The sequence below is a fragment of the Photorhabdus khanii NC19 genome, from assembly GCF_000517265.1.
Classification (GTDB): domain Bacteria; phylum Pseudomonadota; class Gammaproteobacteria; order Enterobacterales; family Enterobacteriaceae; genus Photorhabdus; species Photorhabdus khanii.
In genome coordinates, this window is sequence record NZ_AYSJ01000002.1 from 205,081 (window position 1) to 224,329 (window position 19,249).

The 19,249-nt window shown below is 43.3% G+C and carries 11 protein-coding genes and 1 pseudogene; 8 read left to right on the forward strand and 4 right to left on the reverse strand.

The window, feature by feature from the left end:
- The first annotated feature begins 37 nt into the window (after window positions 1-37).
- The 7 genes from PTE_RS00980 (at window position 38) to PTE_RS01010 (ending at window position 13,177) form a co-directional block, all read left to right on the forward strand.
- Window positions 38-3,316 (forward strand): non-ribosomal peptide synthetase, encoded by a 3,279-nt coding sequence (locus tag PTE_RS00980; RefSeq protein WP_036842345.1) that lies wholly within the window; start codon window positions 38-40, stop codon window positions 3,314-3,316.
- Window positions 3,309-7,391: an SDR family NAD(P)-dependent oxidoreductase gene (locus PTE_RS00985; protein ID WP_036842347.1), complete on the forward strand. Its 4,083-nt coding sequence runs from the start codon at window positions 3,309-3,311 to the stop codon at window positions 7,389-7,391. The genes PTE_RS00980 and PTE_RS00985 overlap by 8 nt, the downstream gene beginning before the upstream one ends.
- A gap of 36 nt (window positions 7,392-7,427) precedes the next feature.
- A complete protein-coding gene (locus PTE_RS00990) occupies window positions 7,428-9,128 on the forward strand; it encodes a beta-ketoacyl synthase N-terminal-like domain-containing protein (RefSeq protein ID WP_036842349.1) in 1,701 nt (566 codons plus the stop codon).
- 50 nt (window positions 9,129-9,178) lie between these two features.
- Window positions 9,179-10,927: an aminotransferase class III-fold pyridoxal phosphate-dependent enzyme gene (locus tag PTE_RS00995; protein ID WP_036842350.1), complete on the forward strand. Its 1,749-nt coding sequence runs from the start codon at window positions 9,179-9,181 to the stop codon at window positions 10,925-10,927.
- Between the two features lie 35 nt (window positions 10,928-10,962).
- Window positions 10,963-11,460, forward strand: coding sequence for a hypothetical protein (locus PTE_RS01000; RefSeq protein ID WP_036842361.1), 498 nt, complete (start codon window positions 10,963-10,965; stop codon window positions 11,458-11,460).
- 123 nt (window positions 11,461-11,583) lie between these two features.
- On the forward strand, window positions 11,584-12,411 hold the full coding sequence (locus tag PTE_RS01005) for a beta/alpha barrel domain-containing protein (RefSeq protein ID WP_241826068.1): 828 nt from the start codon (window positions 11,584-11,586) through the stop codon (window positions 12,409-12,411).
- Between the two features lie 16 nt (window positions 12,412-12,427).
- Window positions 12,428-13,177 carry a creatininase family protein gene (locus tag PTE_RS01010; RefSeq protein ID WP_036842366.1) on the forward strand — a complete coding sequence of 250 codons (750 nt, stop codon included), beginning with the start codon at window positions 12,428-12,430 and terminating at the stop codon, window positions 13,175-13,177.
- Window positions 13,178-13,306: 129 nt separating this feature from the next.
- Here PTE_RS01010 and PTE_RS01015 read toward each other — a convergent pair whose 3' ends face one another.
- From PTE_RS01015 to PTE_RS01030, 4 genes and pseudogenes are all read right to left on the reverse strand, one after another.
- The gene (locus PTE_RS01015) at window positions 13,307-13,933 is read right to left on the reverse strand and encodes a tail fiber assembly protein (protein WP_036842368.1); all 627 of its coding nucleotides are present in this window, start codon (window positions 13,931-13,933) and stop codon (window positions 13,307-13,309) included.
- 266 nt (window positions 13,934-14,199) lie between these two features.
- A pseudogene (locus tag PTE_RS27105) lies at window positions 14,200-14,421 on the reverse strand (phage tail protein); the annotation flags it as partial.
- A 655-nt stretch (window positions 14,422-15,076) separates the two neighbouring features.
- The gene (locus PTE_RS01025; protein ID WP_339366708.1) at window positions 15,077-15,262 is read right to left on the reverse strand and encodes a hypothetical protein; all 186 of its coding nucleotides are present in this window, start codon (window positions 15,260-15,262) and stop codon (window positions 15,077-15,079) included.
- A 4-nt stretch (window positions 15,263-15,266) separates the two neighbouring features.
- Window positions 15,267-16,457, reverse strand: a complete 1,191-nt coding sequence (locus PTE_RS01030; RefSeq protein WP_036842374.1) for a multidrug effflux MFS transporter — start codon at window positions 16,455-16,457, stop codon at window positions 15,267-15,269.
- Window positions 16,458-17,489: 1,032 nt separating this feature from the next.
- Between PTE_RS01030 and PTE_RS26125 the strand changes: the two genes are divergently transcribed.
- Window positions 17,490-17,753: a hypothetical protein gene (locus tag PTE_RS26125; RefSeq protein WP_051477062.1), complete on the forward strand. Its 264-nt coding sequence runs from the start codon at window positions 17,490-17,492 to the stop codon at window positions 17,751-17,753.
- The last annotated feature ends 1,496 nt before the right edge of the window (window positions 17,754-19,249 follow it).

The following is a 19,249-nucleotide window of genomic DNA, read 5'->3' on the forward strand; positions in this document are numbered from 1 at the left end:
GGGGATACTGTTTAGTATTGATGGAGCTTGACACGTTATGTATAAAGATTGTCCACAGACTGGTGATGCAGAGTTGCTGTCCATGCAGCAGAGAGCTTTATGGTTCATTGCCAATTATACCCCTGACGATACCCGATATAATATTGCCCTGGCTTTCCGTATTCACGGATCGTTTCAAATTGATGCTTTTCGCTATGCGGTTAATCGGCTGGTTTCCAAAAATGTCACATTAAGAAGCACGTTCGTGAACATGAACGGCGAACCAAAGCTGGTTATCAACGAACACTTACCGCCGGCGTTGGCGGTTTTCGATGCAACGGAATGGAGTCAGGATGTTCTCGAACAGGCAGTTCAGGACTTTCATTCCATACCTTTTAAGTTAGAAGAAGAGTCATCTCTGCGTTTCGGTATCTATGTGGTCAGTGCCGAAGAGCACGTTTTACTGATGTGTGTTCATCATATTGTGTCGGATTTTACTTCACTTGGTTTTATGTGGGATCAGCTTGAGCACTTTTATCTGGCTGAACTTGGCGAAGATGACGATTCCTGGTTACCGCCAGCCGAAGTTTTCAAGGATTATGTCTCTAGAGAACAGGCGTATTACCAGAGTGAAGCGGCGGCGGAGTCGAAAGCGTATTGGAGTGAATGTTTAAAGAAACAGCCGGCAATGCTGCAATGGAATAGTTTTTGGCGAAAAGGCCATAGTGGTCAGTCGTCCGTGATTTTTAATCTCGGTGAAGAAACTACCAAAAAAATAAAGCAGCTTGCCGGGCAAATAGGCGGATCGGTCTTTACTGTCATGCTAGCGGCATGGGGGGCTTACATAGCCAGGGAGACAAAAACGTCAGATGTTGTGATGGGTGTGCCGGTGTCGATGCGTGACTCAGTTCATCAACATATTATCGGCTGCCTGTTTAATGTATTACCTATACGTTTGTCCGTTGATCAAACATTTCATCACCTGTTATTGGCTGCAAAAGAAAGATCGTTATCGGCTCTTGATAATCGAAATTTTTGTCTCAGTCAAATGCTTGATCACCTTGCTGTGGAGCGGCATGAGGGTCGTAATCCGTTGTTTCAGACCGCAGTGAATATGCTGGGGCACGTAGGGCAGTCGCGTTGGTTGAAATTGGAACTGGCGATGGCTGAGGATGCTGTTCAGGTTTTATGGGCGGGGCGGACGATTTCTCCATTCAGGCTTTGTCAGCAGGAAGGGCAGGTTGATATTGAACTGTTATTTTTGGATGCTGATTCCCAATTAAGATGTGAACTCAAAGGGGACAAACATTTTTTCTCACATTCAGGTCTTCAGATAGTTGCAGAGCGCTTCAAAAAAGTGGTTGAAACGCTGATTGCGGAGCCTGATAGGGAGATTAGCGCTTTGTTGGCACCAAAATCAGAGGATTACAATCTTCCATCCGGTCCGCTTAATACGGACATGCTCCCTGAAATACCGAACCAAACCATAGTTTCGCTTTTTGATCACCGGGTTGTGCAACAAGCGGCGTCCGTAGCGATTCGTTGTGGTGCCGATAGGTTAACTTACCAGAATTTGCAACGTTGGTCGCTGGAGGTTGCTGACCGGCTTATACAAAATGGGGTCGTGTCTGGCGATCGGGTGGGGGTCGCATTGTTGCCTTCACTAGAAGCCGTGGTGACGATGCTTGGGATTATGCGTATTGGCGCAGGGTATGTACCGTTAGATCTCCGGTTGCCCCAGAAACGTCTGGAGAGAATTGTCGAACAATCAGAGATGAAGCTGATTGTTGTTAACGCTGATGTTGACTCAGATGATTCGTTTACGGCCAAGCTGATGATAATGACCGCTATGGAGCCGCAACTTGCTGTGGAGGTGGTTGATTATTGTACACCTTCTTCAATTGCCTATAGTGTTTTCACTTCCGGTTCTACGGGCACCCCCAAAGGCATTGATGTTGAACACAGTAATGTTATTGCCTTTCTCAACGCAATGGACGAATACTTGTCACCCGCGCCTGGAGAGGTGTGGAGCTGGTTCCATGCTGCCAGTTTTGATTTATCTGTGTGGGAGATTTGGGGTTCCCTCTGTTCTGGAGGGACTTTAGTCATTGTACCCGATGAGATACGTAACCAACCTGACAAGCTTCTGGACCTTATAGCCGCGGAGCAGGTCACTATTGTCACACAGACGCCTGCCAGTTTGAAAAACCTGCTATCTGAGTTTCAGAGCCTGCCAAGAACTTATGCGATAAAACATTGGGTCATTTGTGGTGAAGCACTTCTCAGTGCCACTGTTCGGCCTTATCTGAATACCCAATGGACATTATGGAATATGTATGGTCCAGCGGAGGCAACCGTTTACACCACAGTGGAGAAGGTCACTGAAGCACTGACCGACTACCATGTGATCCCGATTGGCAAACCGTTAGGTTTCGCAACGGTCTATCTTCTGAATACCTCAATGCAAACACCTGCGGTGGGTGAGGTCGGTGAAATTTACATTGGCGGTCGTGGTGTCGCCAGGGGGTATGTCGGTCTTGAACAGTTAACGGCTCAATGTTTCATTCCTGATCCCTATATTGATAATGGACGTATTTATAAAACCGGTGATTTAGCGTATTGGGACGGGGAACGAATTCATTTTTGTGGTCGCGTGGATAATCAGGTAAAAGTCGCCGGTTACCGAATTGAAATTGCAGAGATTGAGGATTGTCTCAATCGCTATCATGCTATTGCGGATGCTGCTGTTATCGTTGAATCTCACGAGGGCACAGATCGTTTAGTTGCAATATTGGTCCCTGCGAGTCAGCGCAATCTGCCCGAAGAGTCTGCCATTCGTGAGCATCTCAGAACTTATCTCCCCATCTACATGTTGCCCGGCCGGATTATGCTGGCTGATGAATTGCCATGTAATACCCATAACAAAGTTGATAGAAGAGCGTTAAATGATTTGATTAAAGCGGGGAGGTTGACGGATATCAGCTCGTTGAGACCTGTCCCTGTGTTACCTGTCGACTCGGTTTTTGCAGAGATTTCGAAGATTTGGTGTGAGGTGTTGGGAAGAGCGACAGTCGGACTGGATGACGCGTTTTTTGATATTGGTGGTAATTCACTGGCACTGATGCAGATTCATGCGCATATTGTGCAATTACCGGGATGCAGTACCGTGCTTCCCTCAGATTTGTTCCGCTTTCCGACTATTCGCATGTTGGCTAATTACCTTTTGCGTCCTCTGCAACCGGTGACGCCGACAGAAGTTGCAGATACCCCCTCCCAAACGCGACGTCAGAAAACGCTGAGTTCAAGAAGATCATTCAAGGGGGAACAAGATGTCTGAGAATGCGATCGCAATCATTGGAGTTACTTGTCGGTTACCTCTGGCTAATAGCCTGGATGTGCTATGGGATAATCTTGTTGCGGGCCGAATCTTGGCAAAAAGATATAGCCAGGAAGAACTTGCCCGTTTTGGCGTCGCCCGGCATATCATCACTGCAAAAAATTATGTTCCTGTCGATTCATGTTTGCCGGATATTGATTTGTTCGATCCGGATTTTTTTTCGATAAGCCAGCGAGAGGCTGAATTACTCGATCCTCAACAGCGAATTCTTCTTGAGTGCGCATGGGAGCTGGCGGAAGTGACCGGCTATGGTAATCCTTTCCGACGCCCCCGTATTGGTGTTTTTATCGGAAGTTCGATGAATACCTATTTACCTAATGTCATTGGGTCTGAATGTGATCTGGCTTCGCTAATGGGAACAGAGCTAATGCTGACCAATGATAAGGATTATCTGCCGGCACGCATTTCATACAAACTCGGTTTTGACGGGCCGAGTATAGCTATTCAGACGGGCTGTTCGACATCATTGACGGCGGTTCATACCGCGATACAAAGCCTCTTGCTTGGCGAATGTGAGATTGCTTTCGCCGGTGGGGTTTCTGTGCATGCTTATTCCCGACCGGGCTATTTTTATCAACGCGATATGATCTTCTCGGAGGATGGATATTGTAGACCATTCGATGAGAAGGCATCGGGCACTTTCTTTGGTGATGGGGCTGGACTTGTGGCTCTTCGACCATTAGATGAGGCCATGAGAAATGGGGATACCATTCATGCCGTGATCCTTGGCTCAGCGGCGAATAATGATGGGTCTGCCCGGGCAGGCTTTGCCGCGCCGGGTGTCGATGGGCAACGAAAACTCATTTTGGATGCTCAGGCGATTGCCGGGGTTGAGCCGGATGAATTAGGGATGATCGAGGCACATGGTACCGCGACGCCACTTGGGGATTCGGTCGAATATGCCGCGCTTTGTCAGGCTTTCCGTCAGGGTACGGATCGTGAGGGATTTTGTGCGTTAGGATCGATCAAAGCTAACATTGGTCATTTGGCGGCGGCGGCGGGATTCGCGGGGTTGGCAAAAACGATGATGGCACTGAAAACAGGCACGATTACCCCACATCCGACTTTTAGCAGAGCCAGTTCTGCTATGAACCTTGAGCAAAGTCCTTTCATTATCAACACCACTCCCATCAATTGGCCGGTGAAAGGACTACGACGGGCGGGAGTCAGCTCTTTTGGCGCGGGTGGCAGCAATGTTCATATGATCTTGCAGCAAGCGCCGGTACGAATGTCAGGTAAAAGTAAATCTGGCTGGCGAGCCATTCCGTTGGGGGGACGCAGTGCCGATGCTTTGGACACGTTGAGGACAAGTTTGGCGGAAATGCTGGAGGCTAAACCAGATACTCATATTGATGAAGTGGCTTTTACCTATGCGGAAGGACGCGCAGCGCAGCCATACCGAGCCTGTTTGTATGCTAAAGATGTGAAAATGTTGATCGACAGCATCAGAAACACCGATTTCACCGTCACCGCACAAGTTTCTGAACCACCACGTCTGGTGATTGCGCTTGGGCCGGGTATTCACTCCTCTTTATTCGTGAAGATGCCTTGCTATTGGCAAGAAGTAGATAAGCTACTCGCTGAATTACCGGCGGATTTTGCCTATGACATCAAGAGAATTGACATCATTGACATGACAGAAAGTGATGGAAACAAAGGGAGGATTGCCAATGTCGTGGCTGTGATCGCGGTTATCAATTGTTGGCAGAGAATGATTTCGACGCCGATATTTATCATATCAGATAGCCGCTATGATCTCGCCGTTGCCTGCTCGTTGGGCATACTGACATTGCCTGAAGTCGTTGATAAGTTGTTGGGAAATGCGCTACGGCATTTAACCAGCGGGCGTGTGGCGTTGCCCGGAAGTTTTTGGTCCAGGCATCATGGAGTGGTTGATGGTAATAATGTGAAAGCCATCTTGATTGATGGCACCTTTCCGATCTTACGGCAAGAGAGTGAGGTTATATCAGCAAATGATGTGATATTAGATTTTAGCCATTCGTCTGATCGTTTCTCTGGAATCTCTGAAATAGTTTCAAACGCGGAAAATATTATTCGTTTAGGTGCCTTTCATGAAGAAGATGACAGGGCTTTAGTCGAGCTTGCCGGAAAGTTATGGCAACGTGGTTTAGTTATAGATTGGTCTGTATTGAGAGGCGGGGAAGTTGTTTCGCGTATTCCGCTTCCGGTTCAACCTTTGCAACGTCGGCGGTGCTGGTATACCGGTTCAGCAGGGACGGAGCACCAACAACAACTTTATGCTGATCAGCCTGTGGCAAGCTCTGAAATTGTTGACGGACCAGTCGGTGTTTATGTTGAACGTTGGAAACGAACGCGGCGTTTATCGCCTGTATCATCAGTAGATAAGCGTAACTGGCTGATTTTATACGATAAGAGCTGTAACGAAGTTTGTCCGATCGCTGATGTTCTGCGTGATCTGGGACAGAAAGTGTTTGAGGTGCATGAAAACCGAGCCACGCTTTTCCATGAAACAGAGTTTATAGTCAACTTTGGCGATACCGCAAGTGTGCAGCGTTTGATGCTCACGCTAAAGAAACAGCCGGTGGATACTCCCGATCATATCCTATTCATTTTGGGTGATATCCCACCAGATTGTGACAGGCGGACAGAGGAGGATTGTTTCCCGTTTACGCTATTTAATATGGTAAAAGCGCTTTCCCAAATTGGCAATAAAGCCATTTCGTTGACATTGATAGGACAAGGTTTTATCGATGTTACTGGCGGCGAACCACGGGTTATCGAACGGGCCACTGCGCTGGCATCCATCTCTGCAATCAGTCAGGAATTGCCTGGCATGATAGTGAAAGTGATAGATGTACCTGGTGAAGAAATTTGCCATCTTAATCATGCTCAACATATCGTGGCTGAATTTTTCACTGCCGGCGACCAGCAAGTGATTGGGGTACGTCAAGGCTGGCGGTGGGAGCGCTATTTTGAGGTTGTCAGCCCATCGGTCGGTCGGGAAATTTCATCTGGAATGATCTGTTTGGTGACCGGGGGATTGGGTACGGTTGGTTTTGGTATTGCACAATATCTTGCTACGAAGTTTAACGCGAAACTCATCCTGCTCGTTAAGACACCCATAGATTCTGCCAAGCCTGATACGTTGCAGAGTCAACGATTAGCGGAATTGCGAAATATTGGTGCTAACTTTGAAGTGATTACCGCCGATGTGACAGACAAAACTTGCGTGCTTGCAGAACTTTCCCGGGTGGAATCCCTCTTGGGTGAAGTGAATTGCTTTGTCCATGCTGCCGGGCTTTCTGGTCAGGCAACGATCCAGTGGCTGCAAAATTCGGACCATCATGATTGGCAAAAGCTCATGCATCCAAAACGAAAAGGGGCTGCTGTTTTGCATGAAATATTTGCTGATCGCCCTCTGAAATTCGGTTGTTTTATCTCGTCTCTGTCGGTTTTCGCTGGTGGTTTGGGCCTTGCTCCTTATGCCGCTTCAAACGAAGCCTGCACGGTATTTTCTTCAATGCACAATGTGGATAAACCTTATTTCACAATTGATTGGGATGGATGGGAGGGTTGGGATGAGTCAAATAGCTTCAAATACAGCGTAAATCGTGCTCGTCCGTTATGTCATGCTGATGTCGTCAATGCATTGAATATTATTTTTGCCTCATGCCATATAGAGCCACGTTTTGCTGTTTCCACCATACCTTTAAATGAACGGTTGCACGATCTGGCGAAGGCGCTCCTTCAAAGTGATGCCGAGGAGCCTGTAAAGACGCCTCCCATTACATCAGACGAAGCCATCATCGATGATATGACGGCTATTTGGTGTGATCTACTGCGTTGTCCTGTTGATCATGAATCGAACTTTTTCGATTTAGGGGGCGATTCATTAGTGGGGGCCGAATTGGTGCGACAGGTTAATACTCATTTTAATGTTGTTGTATCTATGGTTGATCTTTTCGAATTCAGCACAGTGGTGACCTTTGCGATGCAGGTAAAGAAAAAGCGAAATGAAGGTGGTGTGCTGTAGCTTGAATTGGCAAGAATAACTTGTTCGGGGAAGGGAATGAAATCAAAAACACAAATGCGCTATTCAACAGATATCGCGATCACCAGTATAGCTGGGCGTTTTCCTAATGCGGATTCGAGTCAGGCGCTTTGGGATGCAATCTTAGCGAAACGGGAACTGATTTCTGGTTATACCAATACAGAGCTTCATGATAGGGGCATTAATGCGGATGCAAAAGGATTGCATTACGTTCCGCGTGGTGCATACCTTCGGGATCCGGAAAAGTTTGATTACGGCTATTTTCAACTCATGCCAAGGGAAGTGTCGAAAATGGATCCCCAACAACGGATTTGCCTGGAGGTTTGCCATGAGGCGCTTGAACTGAGCGGTTATGCAAGCGGTGCGGACGCGGGACTCTGTTCGGTTTTTGTTGGTTCTCGCCAAAGTACCTGGCACGCAAATGTGCCGACGCTGAACAATTCTCCGGCTGACGCGATGCTGCTGTTTGGGGGAAGTTCTATTGATGCCTTGGCAACTCGTGTTGCGTATAAGCTCAATTGCTTAGGACCGGCTGTGAGCGTAGGAACTTTTTGTTCAGGCTCGCTTGTTGCTGTACATATGGCTTGTAACAGTCTGCTGTTAGGTGAAAGTGACATGGCTCTGGCTGGCGGTGTTTGCGTCAGGTATCCCGCTCATGTTGGATATATTTATCATGAAGGCGGCATATTGTCTCCGACGGGACGGGTTTGTGCGTTTGACGAGAGAGCCGACGGTACGATTTTCTCTGATGCGACGGCATTCGTGGTATTGCGCCGTCTGGAAGATGCTCTGCTCAATGGTGAACCTATTCTGGCGGTTATCAAAGGATCGGCAATAAACAACGATGGCGCTAATAAGGCGGGTTATAGCGCACCGGGTGTTTCAGGACAGGAGCAGGTGATCCGTCGTGCACTTGTTGCTGCTGATGTACGGGCCGATCAGATTGGTTTGATCGAAGCGCACGGCACCGGTACGCCAGTTGGTGATGGGATTGAATTACGGGCGTTGGGGCGGGTGTTTGAAGGCGTCTCTGCCAGAGCTTGTGCTTTAGGCTCAATTAAATCCAATCTTGGTCATGCTGATTGTGCATCGGGTATCGCCGGACTGATAAAAGCCATCTACGCTGTTAACTTAGGCATTATTCCCCCTTCAATGAATTGTGAATATCCCTGTGCTGAACTTCGGGCGCCTGAATCCCCGTTTTATGTCCCTGCCGAATCCAGGGCCTGGAATAGCGGTCATTCCTCCAGAATTGCTGGGGTTAGCTCATTTGGAATAGGTGGCACAAATGTGCATGTTGTGGTTGCCGGGCCACCGGCGAGAAAACCGGATATGCCTTCCCAAGAGGCGGCGCATCTGATCCCGCTGAGTGCACGTACTGAGGCGGCGTTAACGCACAAAATCTTGGATCTGGTGAAATATCTTGAGCAGTGCCCGGAGGTGAATATCGCTGATGTTGCATTTACCTTGCAGCGAGGCCGACGACATTTACCAATACGAAAGATGATTGTCGCACGTGATATCCATGAGCTGCTATCAGGCCTGTTAAATAAGGCTATTGTGGTGGTTCCCGAATTGATCGGACTGCAAGACACCTATATTTCGCCTGCTTTTTCTTGGCAGGCTGGGGAAAATATCAATTGGGGTATTTTTTACCAGAACGAACATCGCAAACGGCTTCCGCTTCCGACTTATCCATTTGAAAGAACAGTAATCTGAGTTGTAAACACGGTAGAGATCGTCTTCATTTTAAAGAAGGTGAGGTTGATATGAGTGATATTGAAATTATTCAGAGAGAGATAATAACTATTTTTGCAGAAACATTTGGTTTACCGAGAGAAGAGATAAAACTGGAAATACCGTTGGTTGAATTGGGCGCGGAATCACTCTTATTATTCGAAGTGCTGGATCCCATCCATAAACGATTTGGTATAAAACTTTCGGTACGGCAGTTTTTTGCAGAATTACAAACGGTTCGTCAACTCAGTGAATATGTGTTGATGGCAGATAAAAAAAGTGCCGGGGAAGATAATGATTCGGCAATTCAACCCCAAAAAGTATTGATTGATCAAGAAAGAACTCCTGATCAGGCAGCCGCGATAGATATTCCACATGTTAAGAAAGAACGCTTTTTCCAATGGATGTCGAGAAGTGCGCCATCCATCGAATCTGAGGAGAGAAGAAAATATCTGGCTTCATTCATATCCAGATATAACCAGCGAACGATTCAGTCAAAAACGCATTCGGTAGCGGTACGTGAAAATATTGCAGATAGCCGTTCTGGTATTGGATTTAAACCCTCCATAAAGGAACTGCTTTACCCGATTGTATGCACTAAGTTTGAGGGGGCCGTTGTCCAGGATATTGATGGTAATGATTACATTGATATGACAATGGGATTTGGCGCACACATGTTTGGGCATAGCCCATCCTTCATTATTCAAGCGCTCACTCAGCAAATAAACAACAGTTTTGGTTTGGGAACCCGTCACGCGATAGGTTTGGAAGTGGCTGAACTTATCAAAGAGATTACTGGCATGGATCGTGTGGCTTTTGTGAATAGTGGAACAGAAGCGGTCATGAATGCGGTTCGGGCAGCGCGGGCGCTCACTCGTCGAAATCACATCGTACTTTTTTCCAGCAGTTACCACGGGCATTGGGATGCAGTACTGGCTAAAGCCAGTGAATATGATGATGTCAGTGTTGCAAAACCCGTTTCGGTGGGCATACCTGAGAATATGGTTGCTGATGTTTCGGTGTTTGAATTTGGCTCCAATGACGCTATTGAGTTTCTCAAAGTCAATCGCACTAGAGTTGCGGCTGTGCTCGTAGAACCTGTACCAACGCGTGACCCTAGTCTCAGTAATCCAGATTACTTGAGACGTTTGCGCCAAGTGACCAGAGACTTAGATATTCTGTTGATATTAGATGAAATCGTGACAGGTTTCAGATCTCACCCTGCCGGTATCCAAGGATTATTTGGGATCGAGGCTGATATTGTGACTTATGGCAAAACGATAGGAGGTGGAATGCCGTTGGGCGTGATTACCGGCAGGGGAAATAGGCTTGATTCGATTGACGGTGGAAACTGGAATTTCAACGATGACAGCTTCCCGGCAGCGGAGCCGACATTCTTTGGTGGAACATATTTTCAACATCCACTTTCCATGGCCGCAGCGAAAGCCACTTTGCTGGAGATCAAGAGGCGAGGGGAATCTTTTACTCAGGCACTGACACAGCGTACTGAATCATTTGTTTTACGTTTGAATCGTCTGTTCTTGAATCGCCGGGTTCCCATTGAGGCAAGATCGTTCTCCTCATTTTTTAGATTAATTCATCGTGACAACATGGACTTGCTTTACTACAACTTGCTGATGAGAGGTGTTTATATCTGGGAGTGGCGATGCTGGTTTATCTCTGATGCACACGATGACACTCATCTGGAAAAAGTTTATTTGGCGTTTGTGGATAGCTTAGATGAACTTGAGGAAAACAACCTTCTTCCACGGTATAGCTAGATCAAACGGGATTAACGGAAATTAAGGGGTGTGTTATGCCGTTGGCAAACAAAAGTGTTTTCATTGGTGGGCCTATTCAGTCTGCGATTTATGATGGTGGTTTTCATGAAGAGCTGAGAATGACTATCCAGTTAGCGGTTAAGACAGTAAAGGCATTGAATGGCAATGTATTATCGGCACATTTGACTGAGAGATTTGGCATTGATACACCCAATTATACGCCGGAGATGGTATCAAAACGGGATTTCCAATGGATGCAACAGTGTGATTTTTTCATGCCCATTCTTCCGGTTCATTGTGGTGAAGAATTATTGCGTACTGATGGCACACATATTGAACTTGGTTGGGCCTCGGCCCTGAAACGGCCTGTACTGCTGATCACTCAACTGCCGATTGTGCGCGGTGGTAGTCATTTATTAAAGGGATTGGAACATGTTTGCAATTTATCGAAATTGGATATTCACGATTTTCGTAATAATCCGTGGCAGATTGGTGAGATTTTCAGAAACTTTCAGTTGAGTAGCAGCTATTGAGCACCTTTGGGAGCATTGCCTGTTCTATTGGGGGTTGATTAATAGCGGGTTTGCTTGAATAAGTTAATTCATGGAGTTGAGATGAAAAATCAAGTTGTCGAACAAACCTATGATGTTTTGGGCATGAAGATAAAAAACCCCATAATTGTTGGATCGGGTCTGCTTTCTGATCAGGATAAATATATTCGCCAGTTTATTGTTCACGGCGCAGGGGCGGTTGTGACAAAAACCATTTACCCGAATTCGGAAAAATTACATACAGAAAAGACCTATTCCATCAGTACAGGGATGTTGAACAATACGACTTACTCGAAGAAAACAGTTGAACATTGGTTGACCATTCTCCGTGAATTTAAAAATGAACAGCTTCCGGTGATAGTCTCGATCCATGCAGAATCGCCTGGGGAGCTGGGTTCATTGGCTGCTCGTATCTCAGAGGTAACCGATGCACCCTTGGAATTGGGCATTTCGTGCTTGCATGCAGATGATTTTATGGAAGATACACCGGAACGTGTATTCAACTACGCGAAAGCGGTGAGAGAGCGGGTGGATACCTCTTTTTCTGTCAAACTCGCGCTTGGAGACAATTTGTATGGGCGTGTTCAGGCTGCCATAGAAGGCGGTGCTCATTCGATAACGTTGAGCGACACCATCTCGGGGATCGTATTCGACGGAGTGAGTGGTGAGGCTTTGCTTAATGGGGTTTGCGGATACTCCGGGCCAGGGATAAAACCGTTGGTGCTTGCCGCGATCTATAACCTGCGTAAACGAGGGCTGACAATTCCGATACTTGGATCGGGAGGTGTGCAGGATGGTAATGACGTCCATGAGTACATGCTTGCAGGCGCGAATACTGTGCAAGTTTACACCGCCCTTCACCGGCATATGTACAAAACACTACGGCGTATTGTTCATGAATATGCTCAAGTCACGACATCAAAAAAGTATTAGCAGAAGGGACAATATTATGAGCTACGATCAAGTGAGAGAATTTGCAGAACTGACCAGCGAGCAGGTTTTAACTGCGGTTGAAGGTAAGACTTTGATATGGCCGATTGGCGGTATTGAGCAGCATGGGCCTCATTTGCCGTTGAATGTGGATGCCGTGATCCCTGAAGCATTTGCCCGCGTATTGGCGAATGATATTGGTGGGTTCACATTGCCGGTACAGCCATTATCGGTAAGATCATTGCCACAGAGTGGGGGGGGACTGGAATTTCCCGGCACGATTTACGTCGATGGATCAACATTTACAACTTATATGAGCCGGGCAATTAAGAGTTTGTGCTCATTACCTTTCAAGCAACTTGTGATCATTAATGGTCATTACGAGAATGAAGGTTTTATTTTCGAGGCGGTAGACGAATTACGGACAGCGGGTCACTTTAAAGATCGTTCCGTTATCGTGTTTAGCTGGTGGAGTTTGGTGTCTGATGCCTGGACTCGTGAACATTTGACTGATTTTCCCGGCTGGCACGCTGAGCATGCCGGGTTGACAGAAACGAGTTTGATGCTTCATTTGCGTCCAGATTTGGTTAGAGCTGAGCGGGTTGACCATGAAAAACCCCCGCGTGCAGGGATTTATCAGATACCGATTAAAGAAGAATTTTCAACGAGAGGGGTTCTTTCTAGAACATCCGGTGCGAGTGCAGAGATTGGCTCACTCATTTTCGAACATGTCAGGCAGCAAATATTGGAACTTGTTACTGAGGATTAACCTATAATTCACGCCGATTACGCATAAAATATTAATAAGCTCGTTTTTATACGAGCTTTTATTAAGCCAAAGAGCTGATTAAAAAATAGCGATTTATCAATATCTAAAGACGATAAAACTTTAATGCTATTATTCTTGCGGATTTTCAGGCCAGTTAATATCGGGTGATGATGAAATATCAACCCGACTTAATAATACCAGATACTTTTTCCAACCCAGCAATAACGCTTTTTCAGCTTCCGATGCCATTTCAGTTTCAACCGCATATTGCAGCACAGTCATAACTTCATCGGCTTGTTGGCGAAATATGGCACGTTGTTGTTCTGCCTGTTTAATTTGACTGGCTTTTTGCGCTTCAACATCTGTTACCCATATTTCACCATCCCACTTATCAAACTCGGTAGCCGGTTGTTTGAATGTCAATGTTTCTGGTAATTCACCCACTTCAGTCACTTCTTGTTGTGCACCTGTTTGCGTGTTGTAAGCTATTTTCCCGCGGTGGTCAGGTATAATTTCCCAATAACTTTCGTCCTCACTGCGGCGCACCGCCATATTATCAGTATCGGGAAGGTCTGGCGCGTCAAGATAAGAATGTGCTGACAAACCTACACCTTCTGCAACATATTCGAAATCAGTCCCAGTGAATTCCCTCGAATAAGTATTAGCATGATAAACCTTTATCCAGCCAGCTTGAGTCGCTAATCCGTCTTCACCTAATATGGCGGTTTCTGAATCTAAAATATCTTCTTGTGTCATTATTATTCTGCCTTTACGATGTAGTTAAATGCGATATTGCGAGGTCTTGTTTCATGACTTGTCCGGGCTACCCGTGTTGCGTCAAATATGGTTTTACGACCAATGGCATTATTCTCGGCTCCAAATGTACCAGTTACTACGCCACCATCGACAAAAACGCCTTCAGTGGTTCTTGCTATTTCATTATCGCCCATAAATGAGCCTTTTAGATCTTGTAGTGCATCACTCTGGTTTGTCAGAAGTATTCGACCCTTATCCACTCCTCTACCATCATCCAAAACATCATCACTAAATTGTGTCGCAATAAAATTAGCTACAACAGAGGCTATTGTTGATGATTGGCGTAATACCTTATTTAATACATGGGTGGAGATATCATTTTGTGGAAATCCAGTCTGAATATTTTGACTTTCTTCATATTTTTCTTGACTCACTACATTAGCATTATCACTAATGGAAAAAGCCTTAAAATCATTTTGTTGGTTCATATACTCCTCTTGAATTAAATGATATTTTTATGTAATTAACATGTTAAATTATCATGCGGGTGACTTTTCTCAATTGGTGAAAATTATAGTCTAGTTCAGAAAAATAATAATGGAGTGTTTTTATAACTTACAGGATTAATTATTTTTGTATAAGGGGATTAATGTCTGTGAGCTATTTTTAATATATTTACTCTGGAGGTTTTTTATATTTCATGATGTTGCTGTGACTTAATGAAAAATTCATATGGCAATAAAGTAAAAATCTGAAAATGTTTTGAATAGAATAGAAGAATGATTAGAATAAATGCTTATTAAATTATGTGAAATAATATTTTAATGTTATGTTCTTAATAATTTTATCAATAGTTTGTTCAAGCTCACTAAAGTCCTTCAGCATATTTGGGTTTCGCTCAAAAAGCCTCTAGCCTGAAGCATACAGGCCAGCCAAATTTCCTTCGCCGCTTTTCAAGGTCTGAATATACTCACACACCGGAATCTCGTCCTCTAATACCTCTGTATTCACACTTTTAAATGATTATGGGAAATTAGGTAAATGTAAAATAAGTGGAATATAGAATCGCTGATAAATAAATTAAATATAGCCGGGTAAACAAAGTGGGATCCTATCCAAGGCAAGATCGCGAACGTTTTTTGATCACCACGATTTGGGCGATATTTGAGCATTCGTGCGGTTGCCCTGATTAAATACTCGTTCAAGGTCATATTGTTTACTATTTTGGCTCAGATTGAGAAATGATAGCCAGCTTTCCAAATTGAGATTTCCGGCACCTTTTCCCATCCCTGATAGAGAACTATCAATAAAATTGGCTCCAGCTCTCATAGCTTCAATTTTTTTTATCACCTCTATTACCAGTTATATAAATAATACTACCGACCAAGGAAACAACTGTGATGATAGATGCCACTTTAATAGGTTCATGGTGAGATATATAACCAATAAGCAATGATGCCAGTCCTGCACTACCTAATTGCAATGTTCCCATTACGCCGGAAGCTGTCCCAGCCGCCTGAGAATGAGTGGAAATTGCCGATGCAGTACCAAGTGGCAGCAAAAAACCATTACCGAAAGTCAATACTGATATTGTTAGCACAGAAGTTATCAATGGGTAGGAACTAAAAAACATTTGTATCGTGAAAGCAATACCTCCAACAGCAAAGATGAGATAGCCATGAGAAATCGTCTTTCTCATGCCCTGCTGACGACTTAATTTCTTAGCGGTAAGATTACCCAACACATAACTCAAAGAGAGCATTATATAGGTGTAACCAACATATTTTTCCGGTAATCCCATAGCTGTAAGAATAAATGGAGATTCAATCAAATAAGAAAAATATGCCGTATAAGCGAAGCAAGGTATTGCTGCATAGTAAAGAAACTCTTTATTTATTATCACTTGGTAAGTACTAACCAATACATTTTTAACACTCAATTTTTGGCGTTTTTTCACTGGCAGTGATTCTTTCAGAACTAGCAAGCACAATATAAGCGTAGCTGTTATAAATAAAGTAAGAAATAAAAAACAGGCTTTCCAGCCATAATACTCACTTAACACACCGCCGATCATTGGTGCGACAGCGGGTGACATTCCCACAAAAGGGAAAATAATCAGATACAAATTGGCTGCTTCTTCCTTTCCCATCAAATCATTAATAATGGCACGACTTAATGTAATACCAGCACAAGCGCCTACTCCTTGGAATAAACGCAATAATAGCAACTCATTAATATGCGTACTGTAAAAAATACCGATTGTTGAAATCAACCATATAATCATTCCAGAAATAAGAACCTTTTTTCTTCCTAAACAATCACTTAATGGCCCATAAATAAGTTGAGAAAAGGCTATGCCAAATAGAAATATAGCTATTGCACTTTGTATACTAGATTCGCTAACGTGATAATAGTTTCCCATTTTACTCAAGGCGGGTAGGAATATATCCGATGAAACCAGCCCTCCCATAGAAAGAAAAGCCATTAAAACGATAAATAATAAAGATGAAGATTTATTGTTCATGGACCATTAACCAATCAATATAATAAACATTATCCAAGAATAAATTCCGTATAAAATAAAAAACCACGCACCAGTTCATATTCAACTCAAAGAAAAATACCTGCCTATTTTAGGTAATAAAACTTCAGCTCAGTTTGATAAATAATTAATTGTAGACATGCTTATAAATATACCATACTAAACAATTAATATTTTGCATGTAAAAAATAATAAATTATTTTGCATATCACCTTGTTCTGCAAGAATTAAGAGCTCTTCATAACAACATAAAAATTAAACCCCACTCACTATTTAGATTAATAATTTTTCACTCTATAAACAATTTCTCCAAATAGTGAAATGCTTTTACACAACTTCTTTAATAATTAACCTTTATAAAAATAAACTCACGTAAATATCAACTTAAAGTATAATAACATCAACATCATTTTTTAGTAAATAAAAAAATACAAAATTTAAATTCAAAAACAAATAAAAAAAACACAAAAAACAACATATAATACTAAAAACAAAGTTATTACTATGATAAATATAATAACAAATGTTATTATTTGAACAATGGTATATTTTTTAAAAACTCACAAACTAGGGGCTGTTGACGTTTTATGAGGGGAATTTGAACAGCATGATGATTGGGTATAATTGCTTTCGCCAAAAACCAACCAAAATCCGATACCATTGGCCCCCTGCCGCCCGGTTCTCCGCCTGACGATAGCTCCTTACCCGCTCGCTCCTCCCGAAGAGGGCGTGGCGGGGACCATTCCGCAACCCCTGGCTAAAAACCTGCTGCTTGTCAGTACTTCCCCCTGGTCTATTCTTACCCAGCTATGAAGACTGGGTTATTCTCGGGCAGGAAGTGGCCTGACAGAACAGGGGTTAGATTATATCCGTAACAGTACCCGTGAGCTCCTTGCTCAGTTTGGGGCATGGTTCAATGAAACCGGCCAGTGGGTATGTAACGAGATTATTGACTCGATAACCCATCAGGTCAGCTACGCTTTTTCCTGGGTCAGTGAACAAACAGGGAAAATCGTGACCTGGACGCAAGATGAGATAAAAGCCCGGAGGCAGACCGTGCAACAGGGCTCAGATATCACCCTGGAAGACCTAAAAAACATGAGCTGGATGCAAATATTGAAAAAGGTGGGTGAAGGAATGCTGGAAGTGGTTGTGATTATTGCCGAAGTTGCTGTTGTTATCCTCGTCACCATTGCTGCTGCGCTGATTGAACTGGTGGACATTTTAGCTGCCGTCCTGGCAATATTGGCGAGTGTGACATTCGCCACCGCCTCATAATGAACGGAGAGAATATGGATACTTTTGATTATTTTTTCCAGCTAAAATCACAACTGATTGGTTTTAATTTTTCCTGCGTTTTTATAATGTGCAGGCCTTAAACTGTTATTAAAAGTCATTGTTTTAACTTATGGTTTTAGTCAGTATAAAGTTTTCATAGTTGTTTTACCACTTTTAATGCCTGCTTTTTATTGAGTTTAATCATTATCGGCTATCGTGTTTTACCTTTAACGAAAGTTAATTCATACCCACTTTTTATCTTTACTGACTCTGTTGTTCGATTTTTCCCTTTTTTCATTACCGTTATATCGTTTACGATAAGATTTACTGGTAATCCTGAGCGGTTTTCATTAGTCACCCCTTTTATTTGGTTTTCATAAATCAGTAAATAAATGGCCTGATGAGATAAAAACATCCCTTGCTTTTATTGTGTTATTTTTAGGGTTTTCACCGTAAAATAATCGGCGAGAAAGCGCTTAAATACCCATTTTTTCGAAAATGTTATTTTACGTGCGGATTTTTTTAACTCGTTATTAAAGGTTGATGGTTTTCGATTAAATGAGATTAACTCTCCTTTTGAAAAGTTGCATTTATTGAGTTAAATCCATCCTTGATATAAAAACTTTAATACCGCTGTATTTATGCTTTTAAATGATGATGGCAGGTTAGGTAAATGTAAAATAAACGGAATATAGAATCGCTGATAAATGAATTAAACACGGCAGGAGAAACAAAGGGAAACCACCCGCGCAGTTTAAACTGTTTAAAAGTCATTGTTTTAACTTATGGTTTTAATCGATATAAAGTTTTCATCGTTGTTTTCACTGATATTTTACCGCCTGGTTTTTATTAAGTTTAATCATTATCGGCTATCGCGTTTTACCTTTAATCAACGTTAATCATCCCTCATTTTTCAGGGCTTACATACTGCTAAATTAACCGTTTTATTCCTTTTTTAGGGTTTTCATCGTAAAATAACCGGTGAGAAAGCGTTTAAATACCCATCTGTTCGGATAATATTCTTTTACGTGTGGATTTCTTTTTAACTCGTTATTAAAGGTTGATGGTTTTCGATTAAATGCGATTAACTCTCCTTTTGAAAAGTTGCATTTATTGAGTTAAATCCATCCTTGATATAAAAACTTTAATACCGCTGTATTTATGCTTTTAAATGATGATGGTAGGTTAGGTAAATGTAAAATAAGCGGAGTATAGAATCGCTGATAAATGAATTAAATATAGCAGGATAAACAAAGTGGGATCCTGTCTTGAAAAATACCCCTTGCTTTTTTTCGGATAATCACCTTCTTTTTCAAGGCTTAAATCCTGCCAAATTAATCGTTTTATCCTTTGTTTATTGTGTTACTTTTAGGATTTTATCCGTAAAATAACCGGCGAGAAAGTACTTTAATACCTATCTGTTCGGATAATATTATTTTATGTGTGGATTTCTTTTCAACTTGTTATTAATGGTTGATGGTTTTCGATTAAATGCG

Coding starts and splice junctions, on each gene's coding strand:
- PTE_RS00990 (WP_036842349.1), top strand. CDS start 7,428: ATGAAATCAAAAACACAAATGCGCTATTCAACAGATATCGCGATCACC.
- PTE_RS01025 (WP_339366708.1), bottom strand. CDS start 15,262: ATGAGAGCTGGAGCCAATTTTATTGATAGTTCTCTATCAGGGATGGGA.
- PTE_RS01010 (WP_036842366.1), top strand. CDS start 12,428: ATGAGCTACGATCAAGTGAGAGAATTTGCAGAACTGACCAGCGAGCAG.
- PTE_RS01000 (WP_036842361.1), top strand. CDS start 10,963: ATGCCGTTGGCAAACAAAAGTGTTTTCATTGGTGGGCCTATTCAGTCT.
- PTE_RS00995 (WP_036842350.1), top strand. CDS start 9,179: ATGAGTGATATTGAAATTATTCAGAGAGAGATAATAACTATTTTTGCA.
- PTE_RS00985 (WP_036842347.1), top strand. CDS start 3,309: ATGTCTGAGAATGCGATCGCAATCATTGGAGTTACTTGTCGGTTACCT.
- PTE_RS00980 (WP_036842345.1), top strand. CDS start 38: ATGTATAAAGATTGTCCACAGACTGGTGATGCAGAGTTGCTGTCCATG.
- PTE_RS01015 (WP_036842368.1), bottom strand. CDS start 13,933: ATGACACAAGAAGATATTTTAGATTCAGAAACCGCCATATTAGGTGAA.
- PTE_RS01030 (WP_036842374.1), bottom strand. CDS start 16,457: ATGAACAATAAATCTTCATCTTTATTATTTATCGTTTTAATGGCTTTT.
- PTE_RS01005 (WP_241826068.1), top strand. CDS start 11,584: ATGAAGATAAAAAACCCCATAATTGTTGGATCGGGTCTGCTTTCTGAT.